This is a genomic window from Streptomyces sp. NPDC059679 (assembly GCF_042734105.1).
Lineage (GTDB): Bacteria > Actinomycetota > Actinomycetes > Streptomycetales > Streptomycetaceae > Streptomyces.
On the sequence record NZ_JBHWES010000007.1, the window covers coordinates 192,679 to 208,763 of the forward strand.

17 protein-coding genes are annotated in these 16,085 nt (G+C 71.4%); 10 read left to right on the forward strand and 7 right to left on the reverse strand.

The features are described 5' to 3' along the window. Window positions 1–176: 176 nt before the first annotated feature. The 4 genes from ACFV2X_RS11550 to ACFV2X_RS11565 form a co-directional block, all read right to left on the reverse strand. Window positions 177–872: a hypothetical protein gene (locus ACFV2X_RS11550; RefSeq protein ID WP_385614441.1), complete on the reverse strand. Its 696-nt coding sequence runs from the start codon at window positions 870–872 to the stop codon at window positions 177–179. A gap of 35 nt (window positions 873–907) precedes the next feature. Beyond that, window positions 908–1,324, reverse strand: coding sequence for a PepSY domain-containing protein (locus ACFV2X_RS11555; RefSeq protein ID WP_385614444.1), 417 nt, complete (start codon window positions 1,322–1,324; stop codon window positions 908–910). A 193-nt stretch (window positions 1,325–1,517) separates the two neighbouring features. Then, on the reverse strand, window positions 1,518–2,975 hold the full coding sequence (locus ACFV2X_RS11560; RefSeq protein ID WP_385614447.1) for a sensor histidine kinase: 1,458 nt from the start codon (window positions 2,973–2,975) through the stop codon (window positions 1,518–1,520). Beyond that, window positions 2,968–3,708, reverse strand: coding sequence for a response regulator transcription factor (locus ACFV2X_RS11565; protein WP_385614449.1), 741 nt, complete (start codon window positions 3,706–3,708; stop codon window positions 2,968–2,970). The genes ACFV2X_RS11560 and ACFV2X_RS11565 overlap by 8 nt, the downstream gene beginning before the upstream one ends. A 148-nt stretch (window positions 3,709–3,856) precedes the next feature. On the opposite strand from ACFV2X_RS11565, the gene ACFV2X_RS11570 reads away from it, so the two are divergent. Further along, window positions 3,857–4,555 (forward strand): PepSY domain-containing protein, encoded by a 699-nt coding sequence (locus ACFV2X_RS11570; protein WP_385614452.1) that lies wholly within the window; start codon window positions 3,857–3,859, stop codon window positions 4,553–4,555. A gap of 173 nt (window positions 4,556–4,728) precedes the next feature. Here the strand turns inward: ACFV2X_RS11570 and ACFV2X_RS11575 are convergent, their stop codons facing one another. Continuing rightward, window positions 4,729–6,447 carry a DUF3105 domain-containing protein gene (locus ACFV2X_RS11575; protein WP_385614455.1) on the reverse strand — a complete coding sequence of 573 codons (1,719 nt, stop codon included), beginning with the start codon at window positions 6,445–6,447 and terminating at the stop codon, window positions 4,729–4,731. Window positions 6,448–6,765: 318 nt separating this feature from the next. Here ACFV2X_RS11575 and ACFV2X_RS11580 point away from each other — a divergent pair, with 318 nt between their 5' ends. After that, window positions 6,766–7,671, forward strand: coding sequence for a hypothetical protein (locus ACFV2X_RS11580; RefSeq protein WP_385614458.1), 906 nt, complete (start codon window positions 6,766–6,768; stop codon window positions 7,669–7,671). Window positions 7,672–7,692: 21 nt separating this feature from the next. On the opposite strand, the gene ACFV2X_RS11585 is transcribed toward ACFV2X_RS11580, so the two are convergent. Beyond that, entirely contained in the window at window positions 7,693–8,658 is a 966-nt protein-coding gene (locus tag ACFV2X_RS11585; protein WP_385614460.1) for a helix-turn-helix domain-containing protein, read from the reverse strand. Window positions 8,659–8,895: 237 nt separating this feature from the next. Between ACFV2X_RS11585 and ACFV2X_RS11590 the strand changes: the two genes are divergently transcribed. The 5 genes from ACFV2X_RS11590 to ACFV2X_RS11610 all read left to right on the forward strand — a co-directional run bounded on the left by ACFV2X_RS11590 (window position 8,896) and on the right by ACFV2X_RS11610 (window position 12,545). Then, on the forward strand, window positions 8,896–9,681 hold the full coding sequence (locus ACFV2X_RS11590) for an RNA ligase family protein (protein ID WP_385614463.1): 786 nt from the start codon (window positions 8,896–8,898) through the stop codon (window positions 9,679–9,681). Further along, window positions 9,668–10,840 (forward strand): AAA family ATPase, encoded by a 1,173-nt coding sequence (locus ACFV2X_RS11595; protein WP_385614465.1) that lies wholly within the window; start codon window positions 9,668–9,670, stop codon window positions 10,838–10,840. The genes ACFV2X_RS11590 and ACFV2X_RS11595 overlap by 14 nt, the downstream gene beginning before the upstream one ends. Window positions 10,841–10,993: 153 nt before the next feature. Continuing rightward, on the forward strand, window positions 10,994–11,416 hold the full coding sequence (trxA, locus tag ACFV2X_RS11600) for a thioredoxin (protein ID WP_385614468.1): 423 nt from the start codon (window positions 10,994–10,996) through the stop codon (window positions 11,414–11,416). Further along, the gene (locus ACFV2X_RS11605) at window positions 11,409–12,008 is read left to right on the forward strand and encodes a histidine phosphatase family protein (protein ID WP_385614471.1); all 600 of its coding nucleotides are present in this window, start codon (window positions 11,409–11,411) and stop codon (window positions 12,006–12,008) included. The genes trxA and ACFV2X_RS11605 overlap by 8 nt, the downstream gene beginning before the upstream one ends. A gap of 111 nt (window positions 12,009–12,119) precedes the next feature. Then, window positions 12,120–12,545 (forward strand): OsmC family protein, encoded by a 426-nt coding sequence (locus tag ACFV2X_RS11610; protein WP_385614473.1) that lies wholly within the window; start codon window positions 12,120–12,122, stop codon window positions 12,543–12,545. Here ACFV2X_RS11610 and ACFV2X_RS11615 read toward each other — a convergent pair. Next, window positions 12,520–13,134, reverse strand: a complete 615-nt coding sequence (locus tag ACFV2X_RS11615; protein WP_385614475.1) for a hypothetical protein — start codon at window positions 13,132–13,134, stop codon at window positions 12,520–12,522. The two genes, ACFV2X_RS11610 and ACFV2X_RS11615, sit on opposite strands and share 26 nt — an antisense overlap. A gap of 156 nt (window positions 13,135–13,290) precedes the next feature. Between ACFV2X_RS11615 and ACFV2X_RS11620 the strand changes: the two genes are divergently transcribed. From ACFV2X_RS11620 to ACFV2X_RS11630, 3 genes are all read left to right on the forward strand, one after another. Further along, window positions 13,291–14,067 (forward strand): IclR family transcriptional regulator, encoded by a 777-nt coding sequence (locus tag ACFV2X_RS11620; protein WP_385614478.1) that lies wholly within the window; start codon window positions 13,291–13,293, stop codon window positions 14,065–14,067. Then, window positions 14,064–14,954, forward strand: coding sequence for an SMP-30/gluconolactonase/LRE family protein (locus tag ACFV2X_RS11625; protein WP_385614481.1), 891 nt, complete (start codon window positions 14,064–14,066; stop codon window positions 14,952–14,954). Before ACFV2X_RS11620 ends, ACFV2X_RS11625 begins: the two co-directional genes overlap by 4 nt. A gap of 163 nt (window positions 14,955–15,117) precedes the next feature. Further along, window positions 15,118–16,011, forward strand: coding sequence for a hypothetical protein (locus ACFV2X_RS11630; RefSeq protein ID WP_385614483.1), 894 nt, complete (start codon window positions 15,118–15,120; stop codon window positions 16,009–16,011). Window positions 16,012–16,085: the final 74 nt, after the last annotated feature.

A 16,085-nucleotide genomic window follows, 5' to 3' on the forward strand; every position in this document is an offset into this window, starting at 1 on the left:
GAGTTGGGGTGTTCACGAGAACCCGCCTGGGGCCTGAGAGGCATGAAGGGAGGAGTGTGCCGTCCGGCCGGTCGCGTACGAGGCGATCCGTACGAGACGATCCGTACGAGACGATCCGCACGAGGCGATCCGGCCGGACGGCGGGGGTGAGGAGGCGACGGCCCCGGCTGGGGGAGTCAGTCATCGCCGGAGCGGTCGCCGTCCTCGTGTCGCTGGTCTTCCCGGTGGCCCTGGTCGTCCTCGCGGCCCCGGTCGTCCTCGTCGTCGTGCCGGTCAGCGGTGGATGGCAGCGAACCGGTTGGCGTCGGAAGGACGCCGGCGCCACCGTCGGGAGGAGACGCCGGGGAGGGAGTCGCCCCTGGCGGCTGGGGTTGCTCGGTAGGCGGTTTCGATGCCGGATCCCGCACGGTGCCGACGGGTGTCGGGTTGGAGGAGACCGTGTCGCTGACCGCCGACAGGGCGAAGCCGAAGCCGCCCATGACCGTCAGGGCGGCGGCCACGGCCAGAACCGGGCGGCGGCGGGCGAGCAGCCGCTGCCACCCGAAGGCATCCCGCTCCCGGCCGCGACCGCGTGCCTGCCGCGCCGCGTCCGGCTCGTCGACGGGCGCGGCGGCGTCCGCGGGCCCGGTGGCGTCCGCGGGCGTGGCAGCGTCTGCGGACCCGGAAGCGTCCGCGGACCCGGCAGCGTCCGCGGGCTTCGGCAGCGGCTCGTCGCCGGGCCAGGCTTGGGAGGCGGCGGGCGACGGGTAGTTGAACGCGTCCTCGTCGAAGCGCGCCCCGTAGGCTCCCTCCGACGGTTTGAGGACGGCCGTCGTCTCGGTCGCCGGCTTCACTGAGGGGGAGCCGGGGGTGTTCCGGGGCTCGGTCGACATGCGCTTCTCCCTTCCGGCGGGTCGGACCTCGGCCGTCAGCCGGCGTTCTCCGTTTCCTCGGTGCCCTCCTGCTTGGTGCCGGTGACGTTGTACGACTTGTCGAGGTACACCTCAACCGTCGAGCCGTCCTGCTTCTGCACCTCGACCGCGTACATGCCGGGCTTCTCCGCGTCCTCCTCGGACTTCAGGACCGTGCCCGGGTACTTGGCCAGCGCGGCGGCCTCGGCCTTCTGCTTGATGTCACCGGTCAGCGGCGGCTCCTTCTTGTCGTCGGCGTCACCCCCGGCCTCACCGCCCGCCTCCGCGCCACCCGCGCTCGGGGCTGACTGCTGGGTGTCGGCGGAGTTGGAGCTGCTGGAGCTGTCGTCGGAACCGCCACCGCAGGCGACGAGGGTGAACATCAGGACGGCGGCGGGAGCGGCGAGAAGGGCACGGCGGGGCAGGGCACGCATCAGTTGTCTCCAGATCAGCGGGGATGCGGAGGCCCGTGAACCGGCCCTCCGGGGGACAGCTATGACCCTAGGAACCGGCTCTCCAGAGCGAGCCCAGCAAACAGAGAGCGGCAGACCAGGAAACGACCAATGTTTCGCAGCACGGCGGCTGTACGCGCCCGGCCCGGGCCGCAGTCGGCCCATAGCCCGACGGTCAGGTGGTGGTACGGGGCAGCCTGACCCGGAAAGCCGCGCCGCCACCCGATGCCTGCCCCACCACCAGCGTCCCGCCGTGGCGCTCTATGACATCGCGAGCGATGGCCAGGCCAAGTCCCGCTCCACCGTCGTCCCGCGTGCGGGCCTCGTCGAGGCGTACGAAGCGTTCGAAGATCCGCGCGCGGTCGGCCTCGGGCACACCGGGGCCGTCGTCGGTGACGATGAGCACCGCGTCCGCGCCGTCGGCGCGCACTTCGACGCCGACCGCAGACCTCGCGTGGCGTTGGGCGTTGTCGAGGAGATTGCCGAGCACGCGGGCCAACTGCCCTCTGCTGCCGCGCACGTCCAGCGGCGTACCGCCCATGCTGAGGCTTGGGGCGATGCGATCCGTCGCCGTGCGTTCCGCCAGTTCCTCGCGGACGAGAACCGCCAGGTCGACCCGGGCCTCCGCCGGCCGCTCGCCGGCGTCGAGGCGGGCCAGCAGGAGCAGGTCGGCCGCCAGGTGCTGGAGGCGGATGACGTCCGCGAGCACCTCCTCGACGTCCAGAAGCTCGGAGTGCGCGACGGCGACCTCGAGTTGGGTGCGCAAGGACGCGATCGGGCTGCGCAGTTCGTGCGAGGCGTCGGCGACGAAGCGGTGCTGGCGCTCGACGGACTGCTCCAACGCGGTCAGGGTCTCGTTGGTGGTGGCGGCGAGCCGGGCGATCTCGTCGTACGAGTCGGGCTGGGGCACGCGGCGCGAGAGATCGCCGCTGGCGGTGATCTCGGCCATCTCCGTACGGATGCCCTCGACGGGGCGTAGCGCCCGCCGGGTGACCAGCCATGTCACCCCGGCGACCACGACCAGCAGGCATGGCAGGCCGATCAGCATGACCCTGGTGACCTGGTCGAGGGTGGCCTGTTCGTCCTCCAGCGAGGTGCCCGCGTAGACGGTGTAGGTGCGGCCGTCGTAGGCCGTTCCCTGTACGGCGGCGAAGCTGTAGTCGTGGGTTTCGTCGCCGACCCTCACGGCGAGGTCCCTGCGGTCCGTGTCCGTGCCGACCTTGCCCCGGGCCGGGGCGCTGTCGTCATCGTCATCGTCGTCGTCATGGCCGCTGTCATCGCCGGGAGACGAGACTTCTGGCGCGGTGCCCTTGGGAGCGGGCGAGTAGTTCGTGACAGGACCGCGTCCGTCCAGGTCGTCACTGGCGGCCAGCACCTTGCCGGCGGAGTCGACGATCTGTACGGGCCGGTCCTCGTCGTCGGGCAGGGGCACGGAACCGAAGTCTCCGTTCAGCGCGGCCTGCGCGCCCGCCACCGTACGGGCCGCGACCTCGGACTCCAGGCTCGCCCGGCCGACCAGGTTGTGGCGCAGTACGACGACCACCGCGACGCCCGCGGCGACCAGGGCGACGGAGACGACCAGGGTCGCGGCCAGCGCGGCGCGGGCGCGGACGGAGGCGAATGGCCTACGCATGGCGGCCGCCGTCGGCTTCCAGACGGTACCCGGCGCCTCGTACGGTCGTGATGGAACGCCGTCCGAACGGGAGGTCGAGCTTGCGGCGCAGGGCGCTCACATAGACCTCGACGATGTTCGGGTCGCCGTCGTAGGCGAAGTCCCACACGTGGGCGAGGACGTCCGCCTTCGACACGACCCGGCCCGCGTGCAGCGCCAGGTGTTCCAGGACCGCGAACTCCTTGGTGGTCAGCGGGACCTCCGCCCCCGCCCGCTCCACGCGCTTGGCGCCGGGATCGACGGTCAGGTCGCCGATCTCCAGCACCTGGACGGCGGTCCGGGTACGGCGACGCAGCAGGGCGCGGATGCGGGCCTGAAGGACGACGTACGAGAACGGCTTGGTGAGGTAGTCGTCCGCGCCGGTGTCCAGGCCCTCGGCCTCGTCGTACTCGCCGTCCTTAGCGGTCAGCATGAGGATCGGCGTCTCGTCGCCGGCCGCCCGCAGCTGGGCGCAGACGCGGTAGCCGTTCAGGCCGGGCAGCATGATGTCCAGCACGATCAGGTCGTAGTCCTGCTCCTGCGCCATGTGCAGACCGCTGACACCGTCATGGGCCACGTCCACGGCGAACCCCTCCGCGGCCAGACCCCGGGCCAGGGCGGTGGCCAGGCGTGTCTCGTCCTCTACGATCAAGAATCGAAAGGGGTGGCGCGGAGCGCCTCCGGCAGGGCGGTGGTGGGAGACGGGCGGGCGCATACCTCTCAGCGTCGCATGTCCTTCCTGAAGCGATCTTCAGGAAGCTTCAGCGTGGCTTCAGGATCGCTCGCGCAGGGTTGTCCATGTCAGGCCGACCCCGGTCGGCATCCCTGCGGCCCGGCCGCAGTTGAGGAAAGGACCACCCGCGATGAAGTCCCTCAAGCGCTCGCTGACCGGCCGTCGCCGTACCGTCGCCGCCGTGCTCGCGGCCACCGTGGTGCTCGGTGGCGCCGGTGCCGCGACCGCTGTGGCCTTCGCCGACGACGGCAGCCACGACAGCTCCCACGACAGCGCGTACGAAAGCGCCCGCGCAGCCGCGGGCACCACCAACGAGGACCGCGACGACGACGGTACGTCCGCCACGAAGACCAAGGTCGACCTCAAGCAGGCGGCCGACGCGGCCGTGGCGTCGGTCGCGGGCAAGGTCACCTCCGTCGAGCTTGAGGGGCACCGGGGCAAGACCGTCTGGAAGGTCGATGTCGTCACCGCCAAGGGCGCGGAACACGAAGTCACGGTGAACACCACCAGCGGCAAGGTCACCGCGAACAGGACCGACCACGACGACACCGACGACGATGCCGCTCTGGCCAGGTCCGCCAAGACCAGCCTCAGCCAGGCCGTGGACGCCGCGCTCAAGAAGATCCCCGGTACGGCGACATCCGCCGAGCTGGACGACGACAACGGTCGGTCGGCCGCCTGGGAAATCGACGTCACCGACACCAAGGGCGCCGAACACGAGGTCACCGTCGACGCCCGATCCGGCAAGGTCACGGCCGTGCAGGCCGACGACGACCACCACGACCGCTCGGGCGACAACGACGGGGGCGACGACCACGAGGAGGACTGACCCGCTGAGCACGTCTGTCTGACCGCCTTGGGCAAGCCCTTGCGAGAGGCCATCGGCGAACGGCATGGACACCTTGCCGTTCGCCGTATGCCGTATGCCGTATGCCGTATGCGGCATGGGCTCCGACTCAGGCTGGTGGCACGTACCTCCTCGATACGTCGGCGCTGCAGTGGCTACGAGGACACGCCCCCGGTGCAGGAAGCCCCTGGTTCGGGGGTCTGTGCGCCCTGGACGTACTTGTCGAGGAACGCGTTGACCCGCGCGTCGGACGCGTTCTGGACGTCGAGTTGGTGTCCCCAGGCTGTCAGCGTGATCGGTGACGACTGGTTCTTGTAGGGGCTCATCAGCGTGTACGGCGTCTTGGCCACCTTGGCCTCCAGCGCCGCGACGTCCGCGTCGGCGGCCTCGTCGTTGTACGTGACCCAGACGGCGCCGTGCTCCAGGGCGTGCACGGCGTTCTCGTCGCGTATCCGGCTGTCGTAGACGTCACCGTTGCAGTTCTGCCAGGCGGGGTCGTGGTTGCCACCGGCGGGAGGCGTCATGGGGTAGTTGATCGTGGTGGTGACGTGGTTCCGGCTCAGATTGGGCCAGGTCTTTTCACCGGTGACCAAACCCCCCGAACTCCCTGAATCTCCCGAGTCTCCCGAATCCCCTGGGTCTCCCGGGGGCGTAGTTTTTTCCGGCTGCGCTGTCTTTTCCCCCTGCGCTTGAGAGTTTGCGCCCTTACTGGACTCGTCCTTACTGGAGTCGTCTCTGAGGAGGAAGAAGGCTCCGCTTCCCAGGAGAATCACCATCACCGCCGCGAGGGCGATCCACATGGCTGTTTCCCTCTTTGCGCCGGGTGCGGGGGCCGGGGGGTGGGCCGGTGGCGCATACGGCATGGGGCCGGGCGAGTAGGGGACGTGGGCGTGCTGTCCGATGACGGTGGGGTGGCTCGCGAAGGTGGCCTGGGGGGAGTGTGCGGGCGGAGCTGACGGCGTGTGCGGCGGCATGTGCGGTGGCGCGGTGGTGGGGCTGCCACTCGTTGCCTGGCCGGGGCGGGGTGGTTCTGCCGCGGGCGGTGTGGTGGTGGCTGGGAGCAGGGCGCCGGCTTTTTCGCTGGTCATCCGGTCGGTGGCGTCGCGGGTGAGGAGCCCGGTGATCAGTGTGGAGAGCGGAGGTTGGCAGTTCAGTGGTGGCAGGTCGTCGTTGAGGATGGCCTGCAGGGTGGCGGCCGGGGTCTGGCGGGCGAATGGATCGCGCCCCTCGACGGCGTGGAACAAGGTCGCGCCCAGCGACCACAGATCCGTCGCGGGAGAAGGATCAGCGCCCTGGAACAGCTCCGGCGCCATATAGCCGGTCGAGCCGACGACGCCGTCGCGGGTCAGGCGGGTGTCGTCCACGGCGTGGGCGATGCCGAAGTCCACGAGCTTGACGTGGTCGCCGGGCAGCACCATGACATTGCTGGGTTTGATGTCCCGGTGGACGAGTCCGATCGAGTGCGCGGCGTCCAAAGCGGCCAGCAGCTGTCCGGCTATATGGACCACTCGCTCCTGCGGCAGGGCCCTGTACCACTCCAGGAGATCCGCCAGCGAGGGGGCCTCGAGCAGCTCCATGACGATGTAGGCGGCGTCGTCCTCGGGTGTCGCCGGCACGAGGTCGTAGATCGCCACAACACCGGGATGGTTGAGCCGACCCGCCGTACGAGCCTCGCGCAAGGCGCGTTCGCCGAACATCGACCGCTCCTCGGCCGACAGCCCTGGTGGAGTACGCAACTCCTTGACTGCCGCAGCCCGTCCGATCAGCTCGTCGGTCGCCCTCCAGACCACCCCCATCCCACCCTGGCCCAGCACGCCTGCCAGTCGGTACCGGCCGGCCACCAGCCGCCCAGCCCCCTGGGAATCCGTCTCCACAACCGTGCTCCTCACGGAATCGCCCGCCGGCCGACGCCTCGCGCGCTAGCCTCACAGCAGGTTATCCAGTGATGCCATCACGTAGAGATCTCACGGGGGAGGGCACGAGCCGATGGCCGGGAATTTCGCCTGCGATCCGCAGGAAGCCGATCTGGTCGCACGGGAGTTGACCCGCATGCGCTCCGATATGCGGCCCTCGTCGGCACTCCGCCGTCGCCGTGGTCGTACGGGTCGAGACCTGCCGCCCTTGCGGTTGCCCGAAGTAACGGCAGGGCGGTAACGGCAGCGGTGTCGGTGCCGTGAGGTTCACTGGGCCGCATGCACCACACCGAGCTCCGTCAACTGCTTGATCAGACCCTCACCGACCCCCGGCCGCACTGCCCGCTGCCCGGGCATGGCGAAGGACACGTCTGTCTCGTCCGCGCCGGATGGGATCTGGCGCAGCTGGAGCAGGCCGTTCTGGAGGTGCTGCCCTGGACCGGTCAGCCCGTGCGGCGGCTGGTCACCGGTGGCGTTCCGATCCCCGCGTTCGGCGGTCCGCCCACAGGGTCGGGCGAGGGCGAGGTGCTGGAGTTGCGCGGTTGGGCCCTGAACGAGCACTGGTTCGGTTACGGCCTGATGGCCGCGGCGGACGGCCCGCGCGGGGTGATCGTCGTCGCGGGCCGGGGCGCCTTCCCGTCCGATGTCGGGTGGGCGCAGCGTCTTGCGGTCCTCACCGGATGGGAGGCGCTGCGGCCGGTCCGCGATGACCACGCAATCGGCAGGACGATCGACTGGGCGGCCGCGGAAGCCGCGCTCGGTACGGCCCTGCCCAGCGGGTACAAGGAGATCGTCGACCTGTTCGGGGTGGGCAGCTTCGACGAGTATCTGGATCTGCTGGTGCCGGGCGTCCCGGCGGCGGATCTTGTCAGTTGGGGCCTGGACATGCCGAAGTACGCCGAGCTGTACCGGCCCTACCCGGTGTATCCCGCGCCCGGCGGCGTGCTGATCTGGGGCAGCTCGGAGCAGGAGGTGACGTTCCACTGGCTGACCGGCGCCGACGACCCGGACGGCTGGCCGGTGCTCGTGCAGTACAACTCCGGCGAGTGGCAGCGCTTCGACTGCGGCACCGGCGAGTTCATTCTGCGGATGCTCACCGACCGGCAGGAGCCGTTCGCCTTTCCGACCGCGGCGCGGGTGGCCGCCCACTGGTTCGAGGGATGGGGCCTGGCCGAGCCTCAGTAGACGGTCAGACGGTCAGGCGATTCAGGTCTTGTGGCGGTATTCGCTCGGCGATACGCCGTAGGCGCTGCGGAAGGCGCGGGTGAAGTCGCCCGGCCGGGAGAACCCCCACGTCGCGGCGGTGGCCTGGATCGGCCGCCCGGCGAGCCGGGGGTTGGCGAGGTCGCGGCGGCAGCGTTCGAGGCGCTGGTGGCGGATCCAGGACGCCACGGTCAGGCCGTGCCGCTGGAAGAGGCGGTGGAGCGAGCGAGGGGACATGTGGTGGGCCGCGGCGACGGCGGACGGGGTGAGGCCGGGGTCGGGCAGGTGTCGGCGGATGAACTCCTGCACCCGGAGGAGCAGCGCGCGCTCCCGGCTCTCCGGCGGCAGGGCGGACATGGCGTCCAGCCGCTGCGCGATGGTGTGGGCGAGCAGATCGACGAGGGTGGTGGACAGCCGGGGCGCGTCCTGAGGGGCGAACTGCCGCGGATGGCGGGCGACATGCGTGAGGAACTGGGAGAGCAGCGAGGCGAATCCCTCGCCACTGGGTATCCGGGTGGCCGCGAGGCGGTCCACCTGCCGCCCGGTCAGCGGCAGCGCCGCCCGGGGCAGATGCAGAAGTAACTGGCGGACCGGCGCCGCGCCCTCGGGGCTCGCCCAGCCGTCGAACGGCTCCGAGGAGCTGTACACCGCCAGGTCCCCGGCGCCGAGCAGGGTGTGCCTCCGGAACTGCGTCAACCCCATGTTCCCGGAGAGCGTGAGCGACAGCTGCACATAGCCGGGGTCGCTGCGCTGGATCAGCCGCGGGGTCCGGGTCACGGTCAGCATGGGGTAGGTCATGTCCGAGACCTGGACGTCACCGAGGTTCAGCACCCGGGCCGAGGCATCGAAGTCCGCCGCCCGGTCGCTGCCCATGGCGGTCGGGATCAGCGTCGAAGCCGTCATGTCGTGCCACCAGCCGAACCGTTCTTGCGGTGTCAGCCACTGCGTCGTCATGGTCGCGATGTCCACGGTTCCCCCTCGACCCCGCCCTGCTCATTCGTCGCTCTCTCCATACTGCTCCCGCCGCACCGGCCCGTTGTCAGTGCCGCGCCCTACCGTGGAAGACGTCCTATCCACGCTGCGGGCTGCGCGTGACTCGGACGCGAGAAGGCCGGACCCATACAGCGCGGGTCCGGCCTTCGCATGCCCCCAGGCCTTGTAAAACCTCGTTGCCCGATCCGTCGCGTACGGCATACAAAGAATTCCGTGATCCGCAAGTACCCGAGGACCCCGCATCTCCAGGGCTCCCGACTCCAACCCGGCGACGAGGACCTGGCCGCCGTACCGTTCGCCGATATCGCGGGCCGGTACCTCGTGGTCGAGGAGAAGCTCGACGGCGCCAACGCGGCGATCAGCTTCACACCGGACGGGGAGCTGCGGCTGCAGAGCCGTGGCCACTTCCTCACCGGCGGGCCCCGGGAGCGTCACTTCTCGCCGTTCAAGGCGTGGGCGGCGCTGGTCCGGGATCTGTTGTGGCCGCGGCTGGGGAGCCGCTATGTGCTGTACGGCGAGTGGCTGTACGCCAAGCACACGGTGTACTACGACGCCCTGCCGCACTACTTCTGCGAATTCGACGTACTGGACCGCGACGAGGGCGTGTTCCTGTCCACCGTCCGGCGCGGTGAGCTGCTGGAGGGGCTTCCGGTGCACTCGGTGCCCGTGCTGCACACCGGGCCGCTGAGCAGCCTGGACGCGCTGACCGCGTTCGTCGGGCCCTCGACATGCCGTACGGAGGGGTGGCGGGCGGCGCTGCGGGAGACGGCCGGGGCGGGCGGGCTCGACCCTGAGCGGGTGGCCGCGGAGTCCGACACCTCGGACTTCATGGAGGGCCTGTATGTGAAGGTCGAGGAGGACGGCGTGGTGGCCGGTCGCTACAAGTGGGTGCGGGCCGGCTTCCTGACCAGCGTGCTGGACTCGGGTACGCACTGGCTCGACCGCCCGATCGTACCCAACCGGCTGCGGGACCCGGCGGTGATGTATGCGCGCGCTTGAGGGCCCCTTCCAGGATGAGGGCCCCTTCCGGGAACTGCTCGATCTGTGCCCCGCACCGCCGGACTGGACGGTCCCCTGGGAGCGGATCGTCGGGGCGTACCCGTGGATCCGCCGCCTGGAGGGCGTACCGCAGGACGCCGCCCACCACGGCGAGGGCGATGTGGCCACCCACACCCGTATGGCCGCCGAGGCGCTGGCGGGGCTGCCCGAGTGGCGGGCCAGGACCGCGGCCGGGCGGGCGCTGCTGTTCGCCGCCGTGCTGCTGCACGACGCGGCGAAGCCGGACTGCACCGCCACCGACCCCGACGGGCGGATCACCGCCCGCGGCCACTCCCGGCGCGGCGAGCTGATCGCGCGCAGAGTGCTGTGGGAGCTGGGGGCGCCCATCGCCTGGCGTGAGCACGTCGCCGCCCTGGTCCGGCACCACCAGGTGCCGTTCTGGGCGCTGGAGCGGCCGGACCTGGAGCGCATCGCCTTCCGGGCCTCCCTGCTGGCCAGCAACGACGACCTGGCGGTGCTGGCGCGGGCCGATATCCTCGGCCGGATCTGCGGCGATACGGACGTGATGCTGGGACACGTCGACCTGTACCGCGAGTACTGCGCCGAGCAGACGTGCCTGGCCGCGCCGCGCCGGTTCCCCTCCGACCACGCTCGCTTCGAGTACTTCCGCACCCCCGGCCGGGATCCGGACTACGCCGCGTACGACGACACCCGGATGACGGTGACCGTCCTGTCGGGGCTGCCCGGCGTCGGCAAGGACCACTGGATCGGTGCCCACCGCCCAGGTCTGCCCGTGGTCAGCCTGGACGCGCTCCGCGCCGGGCTGGGCGTGGATCCGGCGGCCGACCAGGCCCCGGTGGTGGCGGCCGCGCGGGAGGCGGCGCGGGGGCATCTGCGCGCGGGCGAGCCGTTCGTCTGGAACGCCACCAACGTCTCGCGGCGGCTGCGCGAGCAGTGCGTGGGGCTGGTGGCCGCGTACGGCGGGCGGGTCGAGCTGGTGGCGCTCGAGGCGCCGCCCGCGGTGCTGCGCGCCCGTAACGCCGCCCGGCCCAGGCCGGTGCCCGAAGCGGTCATCGACCGGCTGATCCGCCGCTGGGAGACCCCCGACCCCACCGAGGCACACCGCGTCACCTGGATCGACACGGCGGAGATCGCCTGAGGCCACGGCCGCGTGAGGCCACGGCCGCCGCAGGTCACGACCGTGTGAGCAGGGCGGGAATACCACCTGAGGCGACCTGGTTGACGCGGTCCGGGCCACTGCGGATGGCAGGGCAGGCCCACTGCCGACAGCATGGAAGCAGGTAGCGCAGGCATGAGCAGCACCGTTGAACTCACCAAGGACAACTTCGACGAGATCGTCTCGGGAAACGACTTCGTCCTGATCGACTTCTGGGCCTCCTGGTGCGGTCCGTGCCGAATGTTCGCACCTGTCTACGAGCGGGCCGCCGACAAGCACCAGGACCTGGTCTTCGCGAAGGTCGACACCGAGGCGCAGCCCGAGCTCGCCGCCGCGTTCGACATCCAGTCCATCCCGACCCTGATGATCGTGCGCGAGAACATCGCGGTCTTCGCCCAGCCCGGCGCCCTCCCCGAGCCGGCCCTGGAGGACATCATCGGCCAGGCCCGCGGCCTCGACATGGACGAGGTCCGCGCCTCCGTCGCCGAGGCCCAGCAGAAGGCGGCCCAGGAGAAGGCGGAGGCGGGCGAGGCGGGAGCGCCGGGCAGCCATGGGTGAGCTGGTGCTGATCCGGCACGGCGAGACAGAGTGGAGCCGGTCGGGCAGACACACCAGCTGGACCGATCTGCCGCTCACGCCACGCGGCGAGGAACAGGCCCGCTCGCTGCGCCCGCTGCTCGCCGACCGCAAGATCGCGCTCGCCCTCGTCAGCCCCATGCGCCGGGCCGTGACCACGGCCCGGCTCGCGGGGATCGAGGGGGCACGGATCGAGCCGGACCTGCGGGAGTGGGACTACGGCGGCTACGAGGGCATCACCACCGACGAGATCCACCGCACCAGGCCCGACTGGAACCTGTGGACCGATGGGGTCGCCCCGGGTGACCCCGAGCACCCCGGCGAGACGCCCGAGCGGATCGGCGCCCGCGTCGACCGGGTGCTGGCCGCCATCGAGGCCGAGCTGCGCGCCGACCGCGGCGATGTGGTCCTCGTCGCCCACGGCCATGTGCTGCGCGTCCTCACCGCGCGCCGCCTCGGACTGCCGCCCTCCGGCGGCGCGCTCTTCCGGCTCGACACGGCGACCGTCAGCCGCATCGGAACCGAGCACGGCCGACCCGCCGTTGTCGCGTGGAACGTGGGTTCCGGGTCGTAGGCTCAGGGGTGATCACCGGCTGATCACCGGCAGGTGATCCACGGCTCCCGGAAGCGAAGCCGGCAGAAGCTCAAAGACGAAGCTCGCAGAAGCTCACAGAAGGCAGGAAGCATGGCTACGACGCGCACCGCGCACACCGTCTGGCACGGCAATCTGACCGAGGGCAAAGGGGCGGTGACCTTCGACTCCTCCGGGATCGGCGAGCAGCCGGTCTCCTGGCCCTCCCGCGCCGAGCAGGCGAACGGCAAGACCAGCCCGGAGGAGCTGATCGCGGCCGCGCACTCCAGCTGCTTCTCGATGGCGCTGTCGCACGGCCTCACCCAGGCCGGGACCCCGCCGACGCAGCTGACCACGCAGGCCGACGTCACCTTCCAGCCGGGCACCGGCATCACCGGTATCCACCTCACCGTGGAGGGCACGGTCGAGGGCGTGGACGAGGACGCGTTCGTCGCGGCCGCCGAGGAGGCCAAGAAGAACTGCCCGGTGAGCCAGGCGCTCGCCGGTACGACGATCACTCTGTCGGCGAAGCTGGCCTGACGGCGTCAACACGCTGCAGCAGCCCCCAGGTGAACTCCGCCACACAGTGGTGGAGTTCACCTTTTCCGTCCGGGGCCGTGAAGGCCAGCCGCCAGCGGGTGGGCGCCGAGCCCTCCATCGGCCGGGCGGGCGCGAAAGCCTTCGCCACCTCGTCCACCGTGCAGGACCAGGGTGTCAGGTCACAGGCCGTACGCGGCCGGGGCCCGGCGGCGCCGGGCGAGCGCACCAGCCACTCGTTCCACACCCCGCCGCCAGGCACGGTCAGCACCTCGAACCGCAGATCCGGCCACAGCGGCACCGGCCAGCTCAGCGCGTCGCAGCTCAGATCGCCGATCCGGCGGGTGGCCGTGGTCTCGGGTGCGCCGAGTACGGAACGGTAGTGGGTGACCGCGGACCGGCGCCGCGGTGAGCGCCGCATGGCCTGCCAGCGGCGGTTGGCCTCACGCATCACGGAGCGGCTGAAGCCCAGCTCGCGCAGTGCGCCCTCGACCAGGTCCGGGTGATAATCGGCCATTCTCCGCAGCAGCACCAGTACGAAGGGGAAGGGCGTGGGGAAGGAGTCGGCCGAGGGGTCGAGCGCGGAGTTCATGGCGCCATCGTGACGCACCCCGACGTTACCCAGGGGTACCAACGCCTGGCCATTGCCTGGAGAAGTCACCCCTGCGTAATCTGTTCGCGATACCGGCCGCTGGCCGGAATCTCGAACAGATGGTGCCAACTGGACCAGAAGGGGTGGGCGAGCGACATGGGACGCTTGGTGCCCGCAGTGACCCGGGCCCTGGACATACTCGAGCTCTTCCTCGACGGGGACGGCACGCTCTCCGCACCCGAGATCACCCGCAAGCTCGGGCTGCCCCGTACGACGGTCCATGAGCTGGTGACCACCCTGGCCGCTCGCTCCTACCTCGTGCAAGTCCCCGACCAGCCCGGTCGCTACCGTCTTGGGGTGCGCCCGTACCAGCTGGGCAGCCGATACGCCGAGCAGCTCGACCTGGCCGCCGAGGGGCAGCAGGTGGCCCGCAGCGTCGCCGAGACCTGCGACGAGACCGTCCATGTCGCCATCCTCGAAGGCGCGGACGTGATCTATGTCGCCAAGGTCGACTCCACCCACGCCGTACGCATGGTCTCCGCCGCCGGCCGCCGGCTGCCCGCCCACTGCACCTCGGTCGGCAAGATGCTGCTCGCCTCCCTCTCGGAGGAGGACCTGGCCGCCCGTATCCCGGAGGACAAGCCGCTGGCCGCGATGACGGACAACAGCATCACCTCCCCGCAGGATCTGCGCCGCCACCTCGTCGCCATCCGCGAGCGCGGCATCGCCGTCGAGCAGCGCGAGTCCAACCCGGACGTGAGCTGCGTGGCGGCCCCGGTGCGGGACTCGGCCGGCAAGGTCGTGGCGGCGCTGTCCATCTCGGTGCCGATGATCCGCTGGAGCGAGGAGCGGCAGGAGGAACTGGCGGAGCTGGCCGCCAAGGGCGCGGGAGAACTGTCGGCCCGGCTCGGACACCGGAGGCGTGGAGCATGAGCGAGACGAATGACGCGACCGGCGTCGGTGCTGGTACCGGTGGCGGACTGGACGTCGCCGTCCGGGCGGCCGCCGAGCTGGGCGAGGGCCCGACCTGGGACGCCGCCGCGCAGCGGCTGATCTGGGTCGACATCCTCTCGTCCCGCGTGCACACCTACGACCCGGCCGACGGCCGGCGCACGGTTCTGGCGACCGAACAGCACGTCGGCGCGGCCAAGCCCCGCGCGGGCGGCGGTCTGGTGGTCAACCTCCGCGACGGCATCGGCCTGTACGGAGCCGACGGCGCGTTCTCCTGGCTGGCCCACGAGCCGGTCCCCGGCCGCCGCGGCAACGACGCCGCCGTGGCGCCGGACGGCTCGCTGTGGGCGGGCACCATGCGCTACGACGAGGCGACGGGCGGCGGCACGCTGACCCGTATCGCCCCGGACGGCTCCCGTACGGAGATCCTGCCCGACGTCACGGTCAGCAACGGCACCGGCTGGAGCCCGGACGGCAGCCTCATGTACTACGCCGACACCCCGACCTGCCGGATCGACGTCTTCGACGTGGCGGGCGAGGGAGTCACGGGCCGCCGCCCCTTCGTACGGATCGAGGACGGCGCCGGTTTCCCCGACGGGCTGTGCGTGGACGCCGACGGCTGTGTCTGGGTCGCGCTGTGGGACGGCGGCGCGGTCCGCCGCTACACCCCGGACGGCACGCTCGACCGGGTGGTCGAGCTGCCGGTGCGCCGCCCGACCGCGTGCGCCTTCGGTGGCTCCGGCCTGACCGACCTGTATGTGACCTCGGCCAGGGTCGGGCTCGGCCCCGCCGAGCAGCCGCTCGCCGGGTCGGTGCTGGTCCTCGCGGGGGCGGGGCAGGGGCTTGCGCAGCCGGCGTTCAAGGGCTGAGGGCTGCGGAGATCTGAGGCAGCGGCGCTGAGTGGGCTGAGCCGCCGAGGCGGACAATTTCGGTCAAGCGGAAACAGGCGCGGCGCGAATCCGATCCTTGCACAGGATTCTCACAATCCGCGGTTCCTCCGCTACCCGCCGGGCACATAACCTGCCCGGCGAAATGGATTACTGTCCTGCCTGTCGCCGCCACCTCAACGGCGCTCTCGCCTGCCCCGGTTGCGGCGCGTACGCCGAGGAGTCTCCGTACCCCGCCGCCGAAACCGCCGCGGTCGACTACGGCTGGGCCGACCGCGGGACAGGCCGCGCGGCCTACACCGGCGAGACCGAAGCCGAGACCGAAGCCGAAGCCCTGGGCGAGGTCATCGGCAGGGACGAGGCAGTCGGCGAGGCCGGCAAGGGTGACGTCGTCGGCGAGGACGTCGACGGCGAGCTCTCCGCGGCCCCCGGTGCCGCCTCGACCCGCGCGGACCGGCGCAAGGCGTCCCGCAGAAAGCCAAAGCCCCGCGGCCTCGTCGGCGGCCGGGCGCGCCGGGCGCGGCGCGGGCGGGGGCGCCGGGTGACGATCATGGCGTCGGTGCTCGGCCCCGTGCTGGCCGGGCTGTTCGTGGCGGAAATCGCCACGGAGGGCGGCATCTTCCATGAGCCCTCGTCCTCGTCCAGCCCCGATACGTCGCCGGAAGCGGACCACAGCCCGGGCGAGGGGGACTCCAGCGGACCGCGTACGCGCCACAGCGGCGCGCCGGGCGAGGCGCCGTCCGCGGGCGCGGACGACGCGAGCGGCGCGGACGAGGGCAAGGGCGACGGCGAGGACGGCTCGGGCAAGGGCGAGAAGGAGTCCAAGGGCAGCAAGTCGCCCAGCGCGGACGGCTCCTCGTCGGCCGACGGCGGTACGGGCGGTTCCTCCGCCACGCCCTCCGCCACGGGCGGCGGGGGAGGCGGGGCCACCCGGCCCCCGACCTCGCCCTCCGACCCAGGCCCCACCATCTCGTCCCCGTCCCAGCCAACGCCCTCGCCCACGGAGACCTGCGACCGCTTCCTGTGGTGGTGCACCTGAGAAGGGCCGCCGACCTGGCCCGGCCCGGAGCTGGGCGGGACCCGGGACCAAGCCCGGCCCCCGCCCGTCCCGGG

Coding starts and splice junctions, on each gene's coding strand:
- ACFV2X_RS11630 (WP_385614483.1), top strand. CDS start 15,118: ATGGATTACTGTCCTGCCTGTCGCCGCCACCTCAACGGCGCTCTCGCC.
- ACFV2X_RS11615 (WP_385614475.1), bottom strand. CDS start 13,134: ATGAACTCCGCGCTCGACCCCTCGGCCGACTCCTTCCCCACGCCCTTC.
- ACFV2X_RS11620 (WP_385614478.1), top strand. CDS start 13,291: ATGGGACGCTTGGTGCCCGCAGTGACCCGGGCCCTGGACATACTCGAG.
- ACFV2X_RS11570 (WP_385614452.1), top strand. CDS start 3,857: ATGAAGTCCCTCAAGCGCTCGCTGACCGGCCGTCGCCGTACCGTCGCC.
- ACFV2X_RS11555 (WP_385614444.1), bottom strand. CDS start 1,324: ATGCGTGCCCTGCCCCGCCGTGCCCTTCTCGCCGCTCCCGCCGCCGTC.
- ACFV2X_RS11560 (WP_385614447.1), bottom strand. CDS start 2,975: ATGCGTAGGCCATTCGCCTCCGTCCGCGCCCGCGCCGCGCTGGCCGCG.
- ACFV2X_RS11595 (WP_385614465.1), top strand. CDS start 9,668: ATGCGCGCGCTTGAGGGCCCCTTCCAGGATGAGGGCCCCTTCCGGGAA.
- ACFV2X_RS11580 (WP_385614458.1), top strand. CDS start 6,766: ATGCACCACACCGAGCTCCGTCAACTGCTTGATCAGACCCTCACCGAC.
- ACFV2X_RS11610 (WP_385614473.1), top strand. CDS start 12,120: ATGGCTACGACGCGCACCGCGCACACCGTCTGGCACGGCAATCTGACC.
- ACFV2X_RS11565 (WP_385614449.1), bottom strand. CDS start 3,708: ATGCGCCCGCCCGTCTCCCACCACCGCCCTGCCGGAGGCGCTCCGCGC.
- ACFV2X_RS11550 (WP_385614441.1), bottom strand. CDS start 872: ATGTCGACCGAGCCCCGGAACACCCCCGGCTCCCCCTCAGTGAAGCCG.
- ACFV2X_RS11625 (WP_385614481.1), top strand. CDS start 14,064: ATGAGCGAGACGAATGACGCGACCGGCGTCGGTGCTGGTACCGGTGGC.
- trxA (WP_385614468.1), top strand. CDS start 10,994: ATGAGCAGCACCGTTGAACTCACCAAGGACAACTTCGACGAGATCGTC.
- ACFV2X_RS11605 (WP_385614471.1), top strand. CDS start 11,409: ATGGGTGAGCTGGTGCTGATCCGGCACGGCGAGACAGAGTGGAGCCGG.